This is a genomic window from Maricaulis maris (genome assembly GCF_036322705.1).
In the GTDB taxonomy this organism is placed as follows: Bacteria; Pseudomonadota; Alphaproteobacteria; order Caulobacterales; family Maricaulaceae; genus Maricaulis; species Maricaulis maris_B.
On sequence record NZ_AP027270.1, the window covers coordinates 1343999 to 1361027 of the forward strand.

At 60.7% G+C, this 17029-nt stretch carries 15 protein-coding genes and 1 pseudogene; 9 read left to right on the forward strand and 7 right to left on the reverse strand.

Annotated elements, in window-relative coordinates; genetic code table 11:
* Positions 1-32 precede the first annotated feature (32 nt).
* On the reverse strand, positions 33-347 hold the full coding sequence (locus AAA969_RS06250) for a hypothetical protein (protein ID WP_338244737.1): 315 nt from the start codon (positions 345-347) through the stop codon (positions 33-35).
* Positions 348-362: 15 nt separating this feature from the next.
* Positions 363-1199: an AAA family ATPase gene (locus AAA969_RS06255; protein WP_338244739.1), complete on the reverse strand. Its 837-nt coding sequence runs from the start codon at positions 1197-1199 to the stop codon at positions 363-365.
* A gap of 162 nt (positions 1200-1361) precedes the next feature.
* Between AAA969_RS06255 and AAA969_RS06260 the strand changes: the two genes are divergently transcribed.
* Positions 1362-2315, forward strand: a complete 954-nt coding sequence (locus AAA969_RS06260; RefSeq protein WP_338244741.1) for an IS481 family transposase — start codon at positions 1362-1364, stop codon at positions 2313-2315.
* 150 nt (positions 2316-2465) lie between these two features.
* Here AAA969_RS06260 and AAA969_RS15080 read toward each other — a convergent pair.
* Positions 2466-2708, reverse strand: a pseudogene (locus AAA969_RS15080) (AAA family ATPase); the annotation flags it as partial.
* A gap of 163 nt (positions 2709-2871) precedes the next feature.
* Here AAA969_RS15080 and recO (AAA969_RS06265) point away from each other — a divergent pair.
* Complete coding sequence (gene recO / locus AAA969_RS06265; RefSeq protein ID WP_338244743.1) at positions 2872-3255, forward strand: DNA repair protein RecO; 384 nt, start codon at positions 2872-2874, stop codon at positions 3253-3255.
* A gap of 1 nt (position 3256) precedes the next feature.
* On the opposite strand, the gene AAA969_RS06270 is transcribed toward recO (AAA969_RS06265), so the two are convergent.
* Both AAA969_RS06270 and AAA969_RS06275 read right to left on the reverse strand, forming a co-directional pair.
* Positions 3257-6709 (reverse strand): hypothetical protein, encoded by a 3453-nt coding sequence (locus AAA969_RS06270; protein WP_338244744.1) that lies wholly within the window; start codon positions 6707-6709, stop codon positions 3257-3259.
* A complete protein-coding gene (locus AAA969_RS06275; protein ID WP_338244746.1) occupies positions 6706-6993 on the reverse strand; it encodes a hypothetical protein in 288 nt (95 codons plus the stop codon). Before AAA969_RS06275 ends, AAA969_RS06270 begins: the two co-directional genes overlap by 4 nt.
* Before the next feature lie 555 nt (positions 6994-7548).
* Between AAA969_RS06275 and AAA969_RS06280 the strand changes: the two genes are divergently transcribed.
* From AAA969_RS06280 to AAA969_RS06290, 3 genes are all read left to right on the forward strand, one after another.
* Entirely contained in the window at positions 7549-8022 is a 474-nt protein-coding gene (locus AAA969_RS06280; RefSeq protein ID WP_338244747.1) for a hypothetical protein, read from the forward strand.
* Between the two features lie 117 nt (positions 8023-8139).
* A complete protein-coding gene (gene recO / locus AAA969_RS06285) occupies positions 8140-8868 on the forward strand; it encodes a DNA repair protein RecO (RefSeq protein WP_338244749.1) in 729 nt (242 codons plus the stop codon).
* 324 nt (positions 8869-9192) lie between these two features.
* On the forward strand, positions 9193-10146 hold the full coding sequence (locus tag AAA969_RS06290; protein ID WP_338243076.1) for an IS481 family transposase: 954 nt from the start codon (positions 9193-9195) through the stop codon (positions 10144-10146).
* A gap of 273 nt (positions 10147-10419) precedes the next feature.
* On the opposite strand, the gene AAA969_RS06295 is transcribed toward AAA969_RS06290, so the two are convergent.
* A complete protein-coding gene (locus AAA969_RS06295; RefSeq protein WP_338244751.1) occupies positions 10420-10800 on the reverse strand; it encodes a hypothetical protein in 381 nt (126 codons plus the stop codon).
* Positions 10801-10975: 175 nt separating this feature from the next.
* Between AAA969_RS06295 and parC the strand changes: the two genes are divergently transcribed.
* The 4 genes from parC (at position 10976) to AAA969_RS06315 (ending at position 15837) form a co-directional block, all read left to right on the forward strand.
* The gene (parC, locus tag AAA969_RS06300) at positions 10976-13252 is read left to right on the forward strand and encodes a DNA topoisomerase IV subunit A (RefSeq protein ID WP_338244753.1); all 2277 of its coding nucleotides are present in this window, start codon (positions 10976-10978) and stop codon (positions 13250-13252) included.
* A gap of 75 nt (positions 13253-13327) precedes the next feature.
* Positions 13328-13879 carry a LemA family protein gene (locus AAA969_RS06305; RefSeq protein ID WP_338244755.1) on the forward strand — a complete coding sequence of 184 codons (552 nt, stop codon included), beginning with the start codon at positions 13328-13330 and terminating at the stop codon, positions 13877-13879.
* A gap of 3 nt (positions 13880-13882) precedes the next feature.
* A complete protein-coding gene (locus tag AAA969_RS06310; RefSeq protein WP_338244758.1) occupies positions 13883-14911 on the forward strand; it encodes a M48 family metallopeptidase in 1029 nt (342 codons plus the stop codon).
* 104 nt (positions 14912-15015) lie between these two features.
* Positions 15016-15837 carry a hypothetical protein gene (locus tag AAA969_RS06315; RefSeq protein WP_338244760.1) on the forward strand — a complete coding sequence of 274 codons (822 nt, stop codon included), beginning with the start codon at positions 15016-15018 and terminating at the stop codon, positions 15835-15837.
* A gap of 9 nt (positions 15838-15846) precedes the next feature.
* Here AAA969_RS06315 and AAA969_RS06320 read toward each other — a convergent pair whose 3' ends face one another.
* The gene (locus AAA969_RS06320) at positions 15847-17028 is read right to left on the reverse strand and encodes an AI-2E family transporter (RefSeq protein WP_338244762.1); all 1182 of its coding nucleotides are present in this window, start codon (positions 17026-17028) and stop codon (positions 15847-15849) included.
* Between the last annotated feature and the right edge of the window lies 1 nt (position 17029).

Genomic DNA, 17029 nt, shown 5'->3' on the forward strand with positions numbered 1-17029 from the left:
TATCAAGGGCTTGATACTCAGGTTTCCAAATGTCAGGCGGCAAAAATATCTGTTTCCAGTAGACGGTACACATTCATCTTCGGAGTGATGAGCGGAGCTAATGTTCGTTGCATAAACTTTCGGGCTGAGTTTCCACACTTTGTAAGTGCTAGTTTTCGTTTCACTTCGGTGTAAATCAATCCGGAAGCTGCTTTAATGTCGTCGGGCGCCTTCTTGCGGCTGTGTAGACCAGCCACCGCTGTATCAAAGGCTGCATGGACTTCGTCCACCTTTTCGGGCGATCCGACGTGTTCGCAAAGTGCAGAAAGTACCTCTTTGTCGAATAAATATGATTCAATATTGCGCATCGATAGCACGTTTATTCATTCACGCTTCTTCTCAGCTACATCTTCTTTGCTGTGGTCGTCTCGATCAATGAGCCGGATTATTCTTGATCCTGCAAGTAGTACGCTCAAGCCGTATAGGAAGCTTTGTCGATCGCCCTCTACTTCGTGACAGTTCCCCACGCCAAGAAATTTGATCGACGGATACTTGGAACAAAATATTGCTTCGTAGCATGAAGCATCAAATCCCGCGTCGGTTCGGGACATCTCGCCTTCGCACAATACGACTGTTTCTGGCGCCACGAGTGAAGCGAAATCGTCGAGCGCAACATTTAGAACCTCGTCCCAAAATCTTCTGTCTGGCACTTCGGGTTCGAGCGTTACGCTGGAGTCAAAATCGCATTTGCCAAAATCCAGAAAGACAACCTGATCTGAGTTTTCTTTATATAAGTCACGTGCTCGCCGCATCATCCCAATGGAGTGGGTGGCGAGCCATAGTTGGCTGCGATCTGGTACAAGCTTGAACAACTCTTCTAGCAGCTTCGCTTGTAACCTCGGGTTCATGTGCGCCTCGGGCTCGTCAATGCAATAAACCGTCTCGTTAAATGCTTTGCGTTTCACGATAATGTCGAGGATCAAGTCGAATGCGGCTTTCTCGCCACCGGAGAGGTTCTGATATGGAAATCTTTTGCTAGTTCCTTTATCAAAAAAGAAGGTGCCGTCTTCGAGCGGGTCTCCAAAGTCATTCAGAGTTAGGTCGCCAAACAGGCGCTTCATTGACGCTCGAATGTCGCCAATAGTCTTCCGTCTAAATTCACCAATAGTTGTGTCTTCGCTTTCATCCTTGTAAACGGATGCAAAGACCTGTGAAATCATTCGGCTGTAATTCTTTGATACTGTCGCATCATTGTCGCTGAACCTGTTAATACTATTTTCGTCTAAGGGGGAGCCTAGGTGTGAACTCTCATAAGGTTGTTCATCGGGATTGAGTCCTTGAGACTGGTTGTTGCGACACAATCAGCAGGAGGATCGCCCCCGATGAACAGCCATAGAAATGCCAGAACCACACCGTTTTCGCGAGCCCTGATTGTCGAACGCCGACTGTCGGGCGAGAGTGTTGAGGTGATTGCCGCCTCTTTGGGCATCTCCGTCCGCACCGTCTACAAGTGGATTTCGCGTCACCGCGAGGGCGGGTGCGCGGCGCTTGAAGATGGCGCAAGCGCGCCCGCCCGGCCTGCCGGGGCTTACGATAACTGGTGGGTTGAGGCGGCCGCGCAGCTGCGCCGGGATTACCGCATGACGGCGTCCGAGATCGCCGAGCGGCTGCGGCTGGCGCGCTCGACCGTGGCCCGTTGGCTCAAGCGGCTCGGCCTGGGCCGGCTGGGCGCGTTGACACCGCGTGCGCCGGTAATCCGCTATCAGCGCGAAAGGCCTGGCGAGCTCATCCATCTGGACATCAAGAAGCTGGGACGCTTCGAAAAACCGGGTCATCGCGTCACCGGACAGCGCAAGGGCAACCGCAATCGCGGTGCCGGCTGGGAGTGTGTCCACGTCGCCATCGATGACGCGACCCGGCTGGCCTATGTCGAGGTCCTGCCCGACGAGAAACGCGCCACCACGACCGGCTTCATGGTCCGGGCGCTGCGCTGGTTCAAGGCGCGCGGCATCATCGTCGAACGCATCATGACAGACAATGGCAGCCCCTACGTCTCGCGCCTGTTCGCAAAGGTGCTGGGCTGGCTCAAGATCCGCCACATCCGTACCCGGCCTTACACCCCGCGCACCAACGGTAAGGCCGAGCGCTTTATCCAGACCCTGCTCAGAGAATGGGCTTATGCCATCCCCTACCGCTCATCGGACAGCCGAAATCTCGATCTCCAGCGCTATCTCGACTGGTACAACACCGCCAGACCGCACTATGCTCTCGCCAAGCAATCGCCAGCCAATAGGCTCAACGACCTGCTGAACAACGTCTTGAGAAACGACAGCTAGGCGATTCAACGAAGTTACTTGGAAAGCGGGATCGTTTCGGTAGGCAGACCTCGCGTAAAAGGCTTTCTTCCGATCATCTTGCTCCGTTGGGATACTGTCATGTAGTTCAACGTCGATGCCGCGTTGGACCGCTTGGGTTACGTTTTGGCGCATAACAGCAACGTCGGCGTCATCAGCTGCGGCAATAGACTTTACGTAGTAGGCTGGATCCCAGTTCACGCCATTGCCCTTTATTTTTGTTCGGAACCAAACGTTCAAAGCTTCAAAGAATGACGACTTCCCGCATCCGTTAGGCCCGGCAATTACCACTAAACGCGTCTCTGCAGGTATGTTCATCACCTGAAAATCAGTGAAGCGTTTGAATTTCTTTATTCTTATGTTGCGAATTTTCATGTCAGACCTCACCGTAGCGACCCGGGAAATAGTTTTGGCTGTCAGTTGGTCGCTAGATTCTTCCCAGACCCGAATATAAGACTACAACTTAACCGAGAGCGTTGGAAAGGCATCCGGCTCACCCACGGTGTCCCGGGAACAAGACTCACCTACAACCGCCCGCATGGAATGGCGTGATCAAGGCATAATCCTTGCCGTGCGGCCGCATGGCGAGACCTCGGCGATTGTCGAGGTGTTGACCCGTGAGCAGGGCCGGCATGCCGGGTTGGTGCGTGGCGGACGGTCTCGCTCGATGCGGCCGATCCTCCAGCCAGGCAACCAGATCACGGCGAATTGGCGGGCGCGGCTGTCGGAACATCTCGGCATGTTCCAGATCGAGGCCGACGACCTGACGGCCGGCCTGGTGATGGAAGATCGCACCGCGCTGGCCGGTCTCAACGCCGCCCGGGCCATCGCTGTCATGTCGCCGCCCGAAGGCGAGGGTCACCCGCAAGGTCCATGCAGGCTTTCATCTCCTGCTGAACGCCTTCGACAATTTGCGCGTTGAGCTATTTTGGGGTCCCGGTGCCCGGCGAGACGAATTGCGTGCCATCGCGACCCGGCCCGGCGATGGCCGCCTGATAGGACTCTTCGGTCGGCCAAGCGAGCAGGCTGCGTTGATGCCCGTCCGCAGTCGGGAAGAGGCCGCTCATCGAGCTTAGGTATTGCGGTTCAGGTCGCGCGATTCCACCTGTCAGTTCGGCGATCCATTCCGCGAGCTCGTAATAGTCGTCGAGATTGGCTTCATCGCCCGAGAAAACCTGGCAACCAGGCAGGTCCATGAAGCTCGTGCATTCCTCCGGGGTATGCTCGCTGAGGGAAAGATCCAGCAAGCGCTCGGTTTCATCTTGCAGATGGTCGATCTCGGTGATCAGCCGCGGTATGGCGATCTGGGTCAGGGAATGCTGCACCTGGGTCCATGTGCGCAGACCTCTGAGCGTTTCTTCCGCATTTGCCAGCGCGCCATCCCCGAGCATTTCCAGGTCGAGGCCCACGGCAAAGAATGACACCTGCTGCATCATGGCCATCATTTCCCGGGGCATAGTGGGGCCGCCTCCGGGGCTGTTTGTCTGACTGGCCTGAAAGCCCCGCTCGAGAACCTCTTCAACGCTGCCGGCCGACCACATCAGTTCGGAAATGTCCACGCTGCCCCGGGTCAGCGGCGGATTGGAGGCATAGGCCCGGGCCCATGCCTGCACCATCAGGTCAGTGCCATCAAGAAATCCGATGGAGCCCTGCAATTGCTCGATATAGGTCGTGTAGAGATCTTGCCACAGGTCGATATCGGACTGGTCATGGGGCGGAGAATTGACCATCATCCCGATGGAGACGGGTTCACTCAACTGGGTCAGGAAATAATACTGACCGCGTCTAGCCTCGATCAGGGCGACGCCTGACTCAGCTCCCTCCTGGAGCGTCTGTCTTCGTTCACCGGCGAGCTCTTGCATGCAGACCAATTGATCGGAGAAGTACTCGCGTACGCGGGTAACGTCTTCGGAAAATTCGCTGGCGAGATCGGTCAGCTCGGCCGGCGTCATGCTCGGGGTGATGGTTTGTCGCAGATTGACGATCTCGAAGTCCGGGATTGCCGTCATGCACGGCCCGGAACCGCCCAGGTCCAGCGTGACCGTTTCCAATTCCATCGGTTCACGTACCCGCAGGTAGTACTCGCCAACCGTTGGTCCCCGCGTCCAGAGGCTGGTTTCGTAGGCTGGCCGGAGGGTAAGGATGTAGTCATCGCCCGGATCCCAGTCATAGTCGGAGACATCCAGAACCACCTGGGTATCGCGCCAGCTGATCACGCTCTCAAGGGCTCGGTGCCGACCGATCCCGGGCGGTTCGGCCATGACGAGTCCGGGCTGATCCCCAAAATCGCGGCCGTTCAGGATCAGCCGGTTATCGTCGACATAAAGAACGGCGGCGACGTTTTGATCTCGCAGCTCCGGATCATCCAACAAAGTGATGACAGGGACGCGTGCGCACCAATTTGTAACCGCAGCGTCGTCGGTGAAGCGGGGTCGGTGACTTTGTCGCGTTGCGTCTGAAGGCACATATCCCTGGTCGAGCCAGTAGGGGTTGTCCGGGTCATCGATTTCGTCTGATTCAACACCGCTGCCAGAGATCTGGCACATCGAGCGTACGGGGACGGACTGAAACTCCCGTTCCCGGGAATTGCGCCCGCCATAGCTGGGGTGAGTCCCCTGATACATGCGTCCCGCCATGACTTCACACAGCTGGCGATTGCGGTCAGTGGGCTCGGCGCGCAGTTCTCGCAGCACGTCACGGTGCTCGCACCAATAGTCGGATCGCGCACCCGTGAAGGCACCATAAAGCGTCTGGATATCGCGCCCTCGGACATCCGTTTCCGCTAGCGGCGCTACCGGCCCGCCATCGCTCTCGGCGATCAATCCGACCGGTTCGACATAACTGGGAAGGCCATACGAACCGCCTTCCTCAAAGCCCCAGACGGTGTTGGGATTGGCCAGGTCTTCCTGACCGAACAGGCTCGCGAGGCTGTGCGCGAATGAGATCATCTCGCCGCGCGCGACCTGTGTCCCGTCGGGTTCATCGCGGCCATAGAGCCATAGCCGGGCCGCATAGGCGACCAGTTCCGCGCGATCACCGAGAGCCTGGGTGGCGCTCGAGATTTGGTATTCCGCCAGGGTCGGGCCGTCGAGGGGAACAGCAAAATCCACGGCGGCAATGAAGGCGAGCGAGCGCTCGGGATTGGGACCCAACAGACCGATCATCATCGACTGGTTGGTTGCCCACATATTCCAGCAATCCTCCCGGTCGATGACGGCAAAATCCGGTGCGGACGCCGAGAGCGGGGCCTGATAAATGCCAAAGCCGCCCGCGTCATTGGGTCCGAGGGCGCGGATCACCTCTGACCACCCGGCGCCGGCGCACTGCCGCAGTCCCGCCAACTGGGTTGGGACATCCAGTGCCTGATCGGACGCGCCGGCAGCGTAGCTGCTCAGGCTGAAATTTCTGTCCAAGGCGTCCTGGAAGCGCTCATCCCCGATGCCCGGGGTGACGGGGCCGGCCTCGTCGGCACCGACGTGACGGTATTGCATCGGCACAGCAACATCGCCCGGCCCGGCAACGGGTGAGGACATGGGGTCCGCCCGCGTCAGGAGTATTTCCATCCAGCGGTGTTGGTTTACCAGGGATTCAGAGCCGTGGATGAGCCCGGCGAGGCCGCCGATCACGATGTGCTCTGGCAGGCTGGCGGGCTCCTGCTGTGGGTCTGGCGCGTTCCAGCGCTCCCACATGTGACCGATCGCCCAACGGTCCTGGAGGAAGTGCTGAGCATAGCCTTCATAGGCCAGTGCCAGCAACTCGGCCTCTTTCAATTCGTTGGAAAACTGGTCGCGCTCAGCGTCGGTCATCGTTTCGCGCATCTCGCGGGCCCGCCGGGCGAGTGCGAGCGCATTGCGATGGTGATGCGCGTACATCTCGGTCGCCTGCGATCCGAAATGGACCGAATTCAAGCCTCCCAGCCAGCCGAAAAACTCATGGCAGCGCGACGTGTAGGACGAATCCTGGAAGGCCGGACAGGTCGTGTTCTTGTTGAGCCAGTCATAAAGTCCGTAGCTATAATCGGGCAGGCCGGCGAAGTGCCCCGGCGGCGGTATCCGGCGCTCTTCGACGGCGGTCTCCGGATCATCCCCGGCGCGGGCCGTGTCGGCCATCTCATCCGCCCGGAAGTAGCTGGCATTGAGATCCACCACATCCAGAGTCGCGCTGCCGCCTCGCCCGAACAACCGGCGCAATTCACCGGTCGGGTCGAGATGATCAAAGGTCACGTCGCTGACATGGCTGTGTTCCGGCAAGCTCGCAGACGGCGCCTCCTGATAGATCGACATCCAGGGATGGCCGGTGATGACGCGGGTATCCCAGGCCGTCAGCGCAAGTCCGATTGCGGCTGCGACGGTCAGCGTTGCAAGTTTGCGGTTCATGGCTGACCGTCCTCGGGGCGACAGGGGCCTCCCGCTGTCAAGAACACGGCATCAAAGGCCGCCAGCTCATCGGCGAGCCCGGACAGCCGGACAAATTCATCCTTGCAGGATTGTTCGACGGCTGCCGCTGCGACGCAGGCGCCGAGCGTGTTGCCGCCATCGGCGCAAGCGACGATGCCGCCCAGAGCGTTGCCCCAGCGGACGACCGCGTCATTGCGTTCCGGGTCATAGTAGATCTCGATCCCCGGTGCCCCATGCCCGCCGGAGATTGATCCCGCATTCACGCAAGTCGGTGATCCGCCACAGGGTTGGCGTGGTTCCACGGTGGGAAGCGACCCCACGGTCATTCCAGCCGGAACGGGCAGGGCAGGATCCATGGTCGCCGGGGCGGTTCCGGCTTCAGTCCGGTCAGGCGACTTGCCAGGCAACAGCGTTTCTTCCGGTTCAACCGGCGCCGGCAAGGCCGTGTCCCGTCCGAGATCAGCTTGCTGTTCAATCTGCGGAGGGGGAAGTTTGTCGGCGATTTCTGTCTCTTGCGTGTCGTCGCCACCACCGCAAGCCATCAGAAAACTGGCCAAGAGTCCGACAATGGCAGGCCGGATTTTGCCTGATGCAGCCATGCGTTCCCCCCAAGTTTTCAGGCCAAACACTAGCAGCAGGCGTGAGTAGTGCAAGCCAGAGGCGAGGGCGGTGTTGAAAGGCTATGAAACTATAGAGCTTGCCGTGCGCACGCTGCGCCGCTTAGAATTGCGATGATCTACAAGATTGCTGCCGGTCAGGTCGCGGCCTGTCTCAGGAATACTGACTAAACATTTTGATTGAAGACACGGATGGGACGCATGGCTGATTTTTCATTGACGGGATTTCTCAAGATAGCAACGTCTACGCTTTTTGCAGTGACGGCTTCTGCCTCGGTCATGGCCCAAAGTGCCGACCCGAAGGCGACTGAGGATGACATGCTGAGCGCCCAGGTGATTGAAGCGCTCATCCTCGCCGGCGCCGATCATCCCATCGATCTGGAGGGCTCAGACTATGTCGGGGTTCTCGAAGCACAGGGGCTTTCGCCCAGCCTGCCCGGGGTGTTGGCGAGCCTGTTCGGATCGCTGCCAACGGCCAGCGACGGGGCAGGTGCCCCCAATCATGCCGAACTGATGGATAGCTGTGAGAGCGCGTCGGGGGAGTGCAGTCTGAGTGTTCTCTATATCGACATGTTTGACGGCGAGAGATCAGAGTCCGCCGTGATTCTGACCTTCACACTCCTTGATGGACGGTTGGCGCCGGGCGTCCCCGTTCGACTGGATCTGGCGGGCTAGAATTCAGGCCGTTTCGACTGTCCGGCCTGTTTTAGATGGCGTGTCGACACGGAAATACCGCTCCGGTCCGACATTTGCCGGATGCGGCTTTGCCAAGAGTCACCTACAACCGCCCGCATGGAATGGCGTGATCAAGGCATAATCCTTGCCGTGCGGCCGCATGGCGAGACTTCGGCAATTGTCGAGGTGCTGACCCGTGAGCAGGGCCGGCATGCCGGGTTGGTGCGTGGCGGACGGTCTCGCTCGATGCGGCCGATCCTCCAGCCAGGCAACCAGATCACTGTGAATTGGCGAGCGCGGCTGTCGGAACATCTCGGCATGTTCCAGATCGAAGCCGACGACCTGACGGCCGGCCTGGTGATGGAAGATCGCACCGCGCTGGCCGGTCTCAACGCCGCCTGCGCCATCGCGGTCATGTCGCTGCCCGAACGCGAGGCCCACCCACAGGTCCATGCCGGCTTTGAGCTACTGCTGAACGCTTTCGACAATCCCGATATCTGGCCAGCGCTCTATGTGCGCTGGGAGGCGGGTCTGTTGTCGGATCTCGGCTATGGGCTCGACATGTCGGCCTGTGCCGTTACCGGCGTGACCGAGGACCTCACCCATATCTCCCCACGCACCGGCCGCGCTGTCTGCCGCGAGGAGGCCGCGCCCTACGCCCCCAAACTCCTGGAACTCCCGCCCTTCATGGCAGGCTCTGGCAAGATCGAGGATGGCGACATCGCCCGCGGTTTGGCGCTAACCGGCTATTTCCTCGAACGCCGGGTCCTCTGGCCGATCGACAAGCAATTGCCGGAAGCGCGGGGAAGGTTGATGGCGGAGCTGGAACGGGTGGGGCGGTTGTGATGGCAGTGAAATGGAGCCGCCTTCCATACACGCCTGACCTTGTCCTGTTTGAGACAGGCGTCGGATGTGTTTCGCTTGATCCTCCCAATATCGCATCCAAGCTTGGCATGTCGTGTGATTCCGGGCTCGATGAGCTTGATCATTTTCAGGTTCTGGTTTTGGAACGCGATGGTGAGCGGATTGGCTTTCTTCGTCACAGTGGAACTCCTCGATTGGAATTCAGCACGGTCTGCGACCTAGGTGTGAACTCTCATAAGGTTGTTCATCGGGATTGAGTCCTTGAGACTGGTTGTTGCGACACAATCAGCAGGAGGATCGCCCCCGATGAACAGCCATAGAAATGCCAGAACCACACCGTTTTCGCGAGCCCTGATTGTCGAACGCCGACTGTCGGGCGAGAGTGTTGAGGTGATTGCCGCCTCTTTGGGCATCTCCGTCCGCACCGTCTACAAGTGGATTTCGCGTCACCGCGAGGGCGGGTGCGCGGCGCTTGAAGATGGCGCAAGCGCGCCCGCCCGGCCTGCCGGGGCTTACGATAACTGGTGGGTTGAGGCGGCCGCGCAGCTGCGCCGGGATTACCGCATGACGGCGTCCGAGATCGCCGAGCGGCTGCGGCTGGCGCGCTCGACCGTGGCCCGTTGGCTCAAGCGGCTCGGCCTGGGCCGGCTGGGCGCGTTGACACCGCGTGCGCCGGTAATCCGCTATCAGCGCGAAAGGCCTGGCGAGCTCATCCATCTGGACATCAAGAAGCTGGGACGCTTCGAAAAACCGGGTCATCGCGTCACCGGACAGCGCAAGGGCAACCGCAATCGCGGTGCCGGCTGGGAGTGTGTCCACGTCGCCATCGATGACGCGACCCGGCTGGCCTATGTCGAGGTCCTGCCCGACGAGAAACGCGCCACCACGACCGGCTTCATGGTCCGGGCGCTGCGCTGGTTCAAGGCGCGCGGCATCATCGTCGAACGCATCATGACAGACAATGGCAGCCCCTACGTCTCGCGCCTGTTCGCAAAGGTGCTGGGCTGGCTCAAGATCCGCCACATCCGTACCCGGCCTTACACCCCGCGCACCAACGGCAAGGCCGAGCGCTTTATCCAGACCCTGCTCAGAGAATGGGCTTATGCCATCCCTTACCGCTCATCGGACAGCCGAAATCTCGATCTCCAGCGCTATCTCGACTGGTACAACACCGCCAGACCGCACTATGCTCTCGCCAAGCAATCGCCAGCCAATAGGCTCAACGACCTGCTGAACAACGTCTTGAGAAACGACACCTAGGGGGTGGCGCTGGCAACGGGATTGAAGAACGCTTGGCGAGTGTTTTGCCGGAACTCGCCCAATCTTTCGTGAGGTATTCAGAGCGCTGGTGAACGTATTGGAGTCTTGACTTTTTGTCTGTTCTCCGGTACGTCGTCCTACTATCCGATGAGGTGGGAACAGCCACCCCACACACCCGAAAGGGTAGAGGCTTCGAGCCGAGAGATCGCGGTTGGCAACGCGCTCGGATATGCATGGGGTCGCGCAATGCGCGGCCCTTTTTCTGTTTCCATTTCAGGCGATCCATAGATGGCCCGCTGCGCGATACCGTTGGATGTCGGTGTGCGAGACAGTGTAGGCACTGCGCAGGTTATAGGTCCCATGCTTGTTGAGCCGGATCCCGATGGCGACAAGGACAGAACTGTCCAGGCCCGGGACATTGCGGACAAGGTAGAAATTGTCCGCATTGCCAGGCTTTTGCCCGATGTATCCCGGGTCTTCGATCACCAGGCCAAGGTTGGCCACGACGAGGTTGTAGTCATCAGGATGATCGACAGCGAAATGGCGATGGGCGGCCTTGCTTGCCCAGACGTCTGCATCGACAAGCTCGGTTCCCAACCGCCGATTGATTTCAGCAGTTTTCAACAGTCCGATGCGGATGGCCTTGTATCTCATCGATCTCCTGGGGCGGGTCGTTTGATTGATTGTGGATATTATAGGTTGTGTTAGCACAATTAGAAGGCGAGTTGTCTGCACCCCCATTCCCCACAGCTAATCCTGTGTCCGGCCCCTGCGCAGCTCGCCAGCCCTGCCTATACTGATCCAAACGCGAATCAGTCAGGTGGGCTTCATGGGCGATCATTTTGATCCCGACGGCGGGCATATCATCGAGGAGAAGTTCGACGAGGCGCTGTCGCGGCGATACCTTGCCTACGCGCTTTCGACGATCACCCAGCGGGCCCTGCCCGATGCCCGCGACGGGCTGAAACCGGTCCACCGGCGTCTCCTCTACGCCATGCGCGAGCTGAAGCTGAACCCGGACCAGGCCTTCAAGAAATCGGCCCGTGTCGTCGGTGACGTGATCGGTAAATACCACCCGCATGGCGACCAGTCGGTCTATGAAGCGCTGGTCCGCCTGGCCCAGGATTTCGCCTCGCGCTATCCGCTGGTCGAGGGGCAGGGCAATTTCGGTAACATCGACGGCGATGGCGCCGCCGCCATGCGATACACCGAAGCGCGCCTGACCAAGGCGGCCGAGTTCCTGCTTCAGGACATCGACCAGGGTACGGTGGATTTCGAGGAAACCTATGACGGGTCCGAGCGCGAACCGCTGGTCCTGCCGGGCGCTTTTCCGAACCTTCTGGCCAATGGTTCGACGGGGATTGCCGTGGGCATGGCGACCTCTGTGCCGCCGCATAATGTCGCCGAGATCTGTGCCGCCGCGATGGCGCTCATCGACGAACCGGAAACTCCCACCGCCGCCCTGCTGACGCATATCAAGGGCCCGGACTTGCCGACCGGCGGCACCATCGTCGAACCCGCCGAAGCAATCCGCTCGGCCTACGAGACAGGACGCGGGGGCTTCCGTGTTCGCGCGAAGTGGGAAAAGGAAGATATCGGCCGAGGCATGTGGCGCATCGTCGTCACCGAGATCCCGTACCTGGTGCAAAAGTCAAAGCTGGTTGAGCGCATTGCCCAGCTGATGGACGCCAAGCGCCTGCCGCTGCTCGACGATGTGCTCGACGAGAGTACCGAGGACATCCGTCTGGTTCTTGAGCCGAAGAGCAAGCTGGTCGATCCGGACATGCTGATGGAGAGCCTGTTCAAGCTGACCGACCTTGAAACCCGCATCTCATTGAATCTCAATGTTCTTGACCCGAATGGCGTGCCACGGGTGATGGGCCTGCGCGAAGTGCTGCAGATCTGGCTCGAGCACCGCCGTGATGTTGCGGTTCGCCGGGCCATAACGCGTCTGGCCAAGGTCGAGGACCGCCTCGAAGTGCTGGCCGGCTATCTGATCGTCTATGCCGATCTCGACGAAGTGATCCGGATCATCCGCTTCGAGGATGAGCCGAAGGCCAAGCTGATGGCGCATTTCGAGCTGTCGGAGCGCCAGGCCGAAGCCATTCTGAACATGCGCCTGCGCGCCTTGCGCAAGCTGGAAGAGCTGGAAATCCGCAAGGAAGACACCAATCTCCGGGGCGAACGCAAATCCCTGCAGGCGCTGATCGGTTCGACCGCGCTGCAATGGGACAAGGTACGCGGTGAAGTCGTCCACCTTGGCGAGGTCTATGCCGAGACGACGCCGCTGGGCAAGCGCCGGACCGTGTTCGGCGACGCGCCGGATATCTCGGGCGATGCACCGATCGAGGCTTTCGTCGTGCGCGAGCCGATTACCGCCGTCCTGTCCGAACGTGGCTGGGTCCGCGCCTTGAAGGGCCATATCAACGACGTCACCGAATTGAAGTTCAAGGAGGGCGACAGGTCGGCCTTCGCGGTCAAGTGCGAGACCACTGACAAGCTCTTGATGTTCGCCACGGACGGCAAGTTCTACACGCTGGAGGCCTCCAAGCTCCCCGGCGGGCGCGGTCATGGCGAGCCGGTGCGCCTGCATGTTGATCTGCCCGACGATGCCGCACCGATCGGCCTGTTCAAATTTGATCCCGAACGCACCCTGCTGGTCGCGTCCGACGGCAATTCCGGCTTCCGTATCCAGGAAAAGGACTGCGTCGCCATGAAGAAGGGCGGCAAGCAGATCCTCAACCTCGCCGAGGGCGACGAGGCTTTCCTGTGCATTCCGGCAACCGGTGACCGCGTGGCCCTGATCGGCGAAAACAAGAAACTGCTGGTCTTCGAGCTTGAGGAAATCCCGGTCATGAGCCGTGGCAAGGGTGTCCGGCTCCTCGGTGGCAAGGGAGCCAAGCTGGCCGATGCCACGGTGTTCAACGCCGAGGACGGCCTGACCTGGCTCGACGGCGCCGGTCGGCGCTTCAACCTCGATGATTGGCATTTGTGGACTGCCAAGCGGGCGCAGGCCGGCAAGATGGCACCGCGCGGATTCCCGCGCTCGCTGCGCTTTGCGCCGCGCGGCTCGGAATTCCTCGCTTCACAGGCGAAAGCGGGATAGGTAGTGATTTGAACGGGCACCACCCGACCGGGCGGTGAACCCAACCCAGTTTTGCCCCCTCAAGGAGAGACAGGCATGGATACCGGCGTCATTCTTCTGATCGTGATCATCGCCCTCGGCGTATTTCTGGTCATGGTCTACAACCGCCTCGTCGCGCTGCGGCAGACCTGCAACCAGGCTTGGGGCGATATCGACGTCCAGCTGAAGCAGCGGCACGACCTTGTGCCAAACCTCGTCGACACCGTGAAGGGCTATGCCAGCCACGAAAAAGAGACGCTTGAGAACGTCGTCAAGGCGCGCCAGACCGCGATTGACGCCACCTCCGTCAAGGATCTGGCCGGGGCCGAGAACATGCTGTCCGGTGCGCTGCGTCAGCTGTTTGCCCTGTCGGAAGCCTATCCTGACCTGAAGGCCAACCAGAACTTCATGCAGTTGCAGTCCGAGCTCGCCGATCTGGAAAACAAGATCGCCGCCGCTCGCCGCTTCTTCAACAATGCGGTCAATGAGTACAACACGTCGACCGAGCAGTTCCCGGCCGTGGTGATTGCCAATTCGATGGGCTTCAAACAGCGGGAATATTTCGAGGTTGGCGATGCCGAGCGGGCTGCCCCGAAGGTGCAGTTCTAGGTCATGAGCTGGGGAACGGCCGGGCTCCGCACGCATATCTGGAACAATAATCTGCGTTCCATTGTGCTGCTGGCCTTCTTCCCTGTTCTGCTGGTCGGCGTGGGATACGCGCTGACGATCCTGCTCACCGGGTTCACGGATCCGGCGCAGCTGGTTCCGGTCAATACGGGCGGCAGCTTTTCCGTGGGCCCGATCTGGGCGGCGGAATTCGCGCGCCTGCCCCAGATCGGTGTCTGGTCCCTGATCATCGCCGGTATCTGGTTTGTCATCGCCTGGTTCTTTCACCAGGCGATGATCAATGCCGCAACCGGTGCCAGGCCGGTTGCCCGCAAGGATGAGCCGGAACTCTATAACCTGCTGGAAAACCTGTGCATCTCGCGCGGCCTTCAAATGCCCAAACTGGCCATCATCGAGAGTGAGGCGCTGAATGCCTATGCCTCGGGTGTACGCGAGGGGCAGTATACGGTGACGGTCACGCGGGGCTTGATGCAACGCCTCGACACGGCGGAACTCGAAGCGGTGCTGGCCCACGAGCTCTCGCATATCCGTCATCAGGATGTCCGCCTGCTGGTGGTCTCGATCATCTTCGTCGGCATCATCTCCTTTGCTGCCGAGATCGTCTTCCGCCGGATATTCTGGGTTGGCATGCGGGCCGGCGGCGATCGTCGCTCCGGGGGACGCAGTGGCGGGATGGTCATTGTCGTCGCCCTGGCCATCCTGGCCATCGCCTATCTCCTGGCCATCGTCATCCGTTTCTCGCTGTCGCGGCAAAGAGAATACATGGCTGACGCCGGCGCGGTGGAACTCACCCATAACCCGGACGCAATGATCGGTGCGCTCGAGAAGATTTCCGGCCATTCGGACCTCAAGAACGCGCCGGAAGAAGTCCGTGAGATGTTCATCGACAATCCCGCAACGGGGTTCATGGGCATGTTTGCCACCCATCCGCCCATCGAGAAGCGTATCGAGATGCTGGTCGAACACGCCGGCGGCCGGCTGGTGGCCCGGGGCACGAGTGTGCCGCAAGTCTAGCATCCCTCGCGCCTGACGCCTTATTTGCCGGCTGCCATGGTTCAACCCGGGCCTGCGGGGTAGGCTGTCGACCAGGGGCAATGATTGCCTCGGGGGAGACTGCCATGAAAAACCTGTTCCGGACCGCCGCGCTGGCCTCGTTATGCGGGCTCGCGGCCTGTTCCACGCCGGGCTATCGCAGCCTTAATCCGAGCTGCCTGGAGGCCAATGGCCAGCCGAAATATCAGCGGGATGGTCACCAGGATACGACCTATGTGATCGCCCGGTTCGCCGGTCATTCGGACGAGGACGCGGCGCGGCTGGCGTTTTTCAATCAGGCGGCGGACGATCTCGCCCTGCGCTATGCGGCGCCACAGGTCAGCGTCTGGGGGCTGGTCGGGGGCTGGTCCTATCGTCACCGGATCAATGCGGTCCTGCACTCCTTGCATGGCGGAAACCCCGAGGCGGTCGCCCAGCGCCGACTCGACCTCGCCGAGCTGATCGAGCAGCGAAATCGCACCACGCCCCGTGCGGATTGGCAGACTGGCTTTCTCATTCACGCGCTTGGCGACAGCTATGCCCACACCAATCCGGCGGGCGAAGCCTATGGTGAGCTTTACGGCCACGTCTTCGACGGGCACTGGCCGGATCTCGTCGGCAATCGTCGGGAGCTTTACATCGATTACATCGAAGCCCTCTTCGATGCGCTGGAGATGCCGACCGCCAGCGACCGCATGGCCCTGTCGCAATTGAAGCGCTCGCTGCGCGCCGTGCCGGATGGCGATATCGAAGGCTTTCGCACGGCCATATTGGCGATGCGGGACTATTATTCCGGCACCCCGCGTCTGGAATGTGATGCGCTGGCACGAACGCTCAACATGCGCGATGTCAGCCGCTTCCTACGCGAGGTCGAGGCCGGGTTTACCCGCGAGCCGGCCGGCAGCTAACCCGCCGGCCTAGTGCGACGGGTCGGTGTCGGTTGCGGGTGGGGCGCTGTCTTCTGCGTCGGCCGGAGGCGGCGTGCTGCCCCCATTGTCGCCGTCATCCCCGGCTTGCGTGTCTTCTTCTTCCTCGTCTTCCAGCAAGCCGGCAAAGCTTTCGCGGAAGATAAACCACACCGATGTGAAGAGCGCGGCGATGACCGGGCCGATGATGATGCCGACGGCGCCAAACAGTGTCAGCCCGCCGAGCGTGGAGATCAGCACCATCAGGTCGGACATCTTGGCGTCCTTGCCGACGAGGACCGGTCGCAGGAGATTGTCCGAGGTCGAGATCACGATCACGCCCCAGGCGGTCAGTCCGACCGCGGGAATGAGATGCCCGGTCGCGCCAAGCCAGATGGCCGCGGGGACCCAGATCAGCGGCGGCCCGATCATCGGGATGATGGAGAGCAGCGACGCGACCGCAGCCCAGAAGATGGCCCCGGGAACGCCGGCGGCGAACAGGCCGATCCCCGTCAGGCTGCCTTGCACAAGGGCGATCAGGAAGGAGCCCTTCACGGTCGCGCGAATGGTCGAGACAGCCCGTTCGGCCAGCAATTCGCGCGCTTCGGTCGTCATCGGCAGCAGGCTGACGGCCGAGCGCGCAGCCTTGCGTCCGGTCATGAGGAAGAAGAAGAGCGCATAGACCAGTATGAAGAAGTTCAGCGTCGCGATCAGGAACCCGCCGGTTCCGGCCCGAAGCGAGTTGACCAGGACCCGCCCGACCGTGCCCGCCAGATTGCCGATCTGGGCCGTGATCGTGGCCTGGTACTCAATCATCTCGTCGCGGAAGGGGAGCCAGTCTGGCAGACCGTCCAGCCCGTTCTGGCGGATCTGGCTGACCTGCTCCTGGACCCAGGGCGTGACCATTCCGGTCACCTCGATCGCCTGCTCGGCGACGAGGCCAAGCAGGATGGCCGCGGGGATCACGAAAGCGAGGACAGCCACGGTGACCAGAAGGCCCGCGGCCAGTCCGCGTCGCTTTCCGAGGCGCGCCGTCAGCCAGTCATGTGGCCGCGCCAGGAAGAGCGTCACGACGGCAGCCAGGAAGAGCGCGGCCAGATAGTCGCGGATCATCCACAGGAAGATGGCGGAGATGAACAGCGCCAGCGCGGCAATGAAGGCACGCTGCAGCTCGAGTTTGCGGTGGGGGCTCATG

Coding starts and splice junctions, on each gene's coding strand:
- AAA969_RS06250 (WP_338244737.1), bottom strand. CDS start 347: ATGCGCAATATTGAATCATATTTATTCGACAAAGAGGTACTTTCTGCA.
- AAA969_RS06255 (WP_338244739.1), bottom strand. CDS start 1,199: ATGATTTCACAGGTCTTTGCATCCGTTTACAAGGATGAAAGCGAAGAC.
- AAA969_RS06260 (WP_338244741.1), top strand. CDS start 1,362: ATGAACAGCCATAGAAATGCCAGAACCACACCGTTTTCGCGAGCCCTG.
- recO (WP_338244743.1), top strand. CDS start 2,872: ATGGAATGGCGTGATCAAGGCATAATCCTTGCCGTGCGGCCGCATGGC.
- AAA969_RS06270 (WP_338244744.1), bottom strand. CDS start 6,709: ATGAACCGCAAACTTGCAACGCTGACCGTCGCAGCCGCAATCGGACTT.
- AAA969_RS06280 (WP_338244747.1), top strand. CDS start 7,549: ATGGCTGATTTTTCATTGACGGGATTTCTCAAGATAGCAACGTCTACG.
- recO (WP_338244749.1), top strand. CDS start 8,140: ATGGAATGGCGTGATCAAGGCATAATCCTTGCCGTGCGGCCGCATGGC.
- AAA969_RS06290 (WP_338243076.1), top strand. CDS start 9,193: ATGAACAGCCATAGAAATGCCAGAACCACACCGTTTTCGCGAGCCCTG.
- AAA969_RS06295 (WP_338244751.1), bottom strand. CDS start 10,800: ATGAGATACAAGGCCATCCGCATCGGACTGTTGAAAACTGCTGAAATC.
- parC (WP_338244753.1), top strand. CDS start 10,976: ATGGGCGATCATTTTGATCCCGACGGCGGGCATATCATCGAGGAGAAG.
- AAA969_RS06305 (WP_338244755.1), top strand. CDS start 13,328: ATGGATACCGGCGTCATTCTTCTGATCGTGATCATCGCCCTCGGCGTA.
- AAA969_RS06310 (WP_338244758.1), top strand. CDS start 13,883: ATGAGCTGGGGAACGGCCGGGCTCCGCACGCATATCTGGAACAATAAT.
- AAA969_RS06315 (WP_338244760.1), top strand. CDS start 15,016: ATGAAAAACCTGTTCCGGACCGCCGCGCTGGCCTCGTTATGCGGGCTC.
- AAA969_RS06320 (WP_338244762.1), bottom strand. CDS start 17,028: ATGAGCCCCCACCGCAAACTCGAGCTGCAGCGTGCCTTCATTGCCGCG.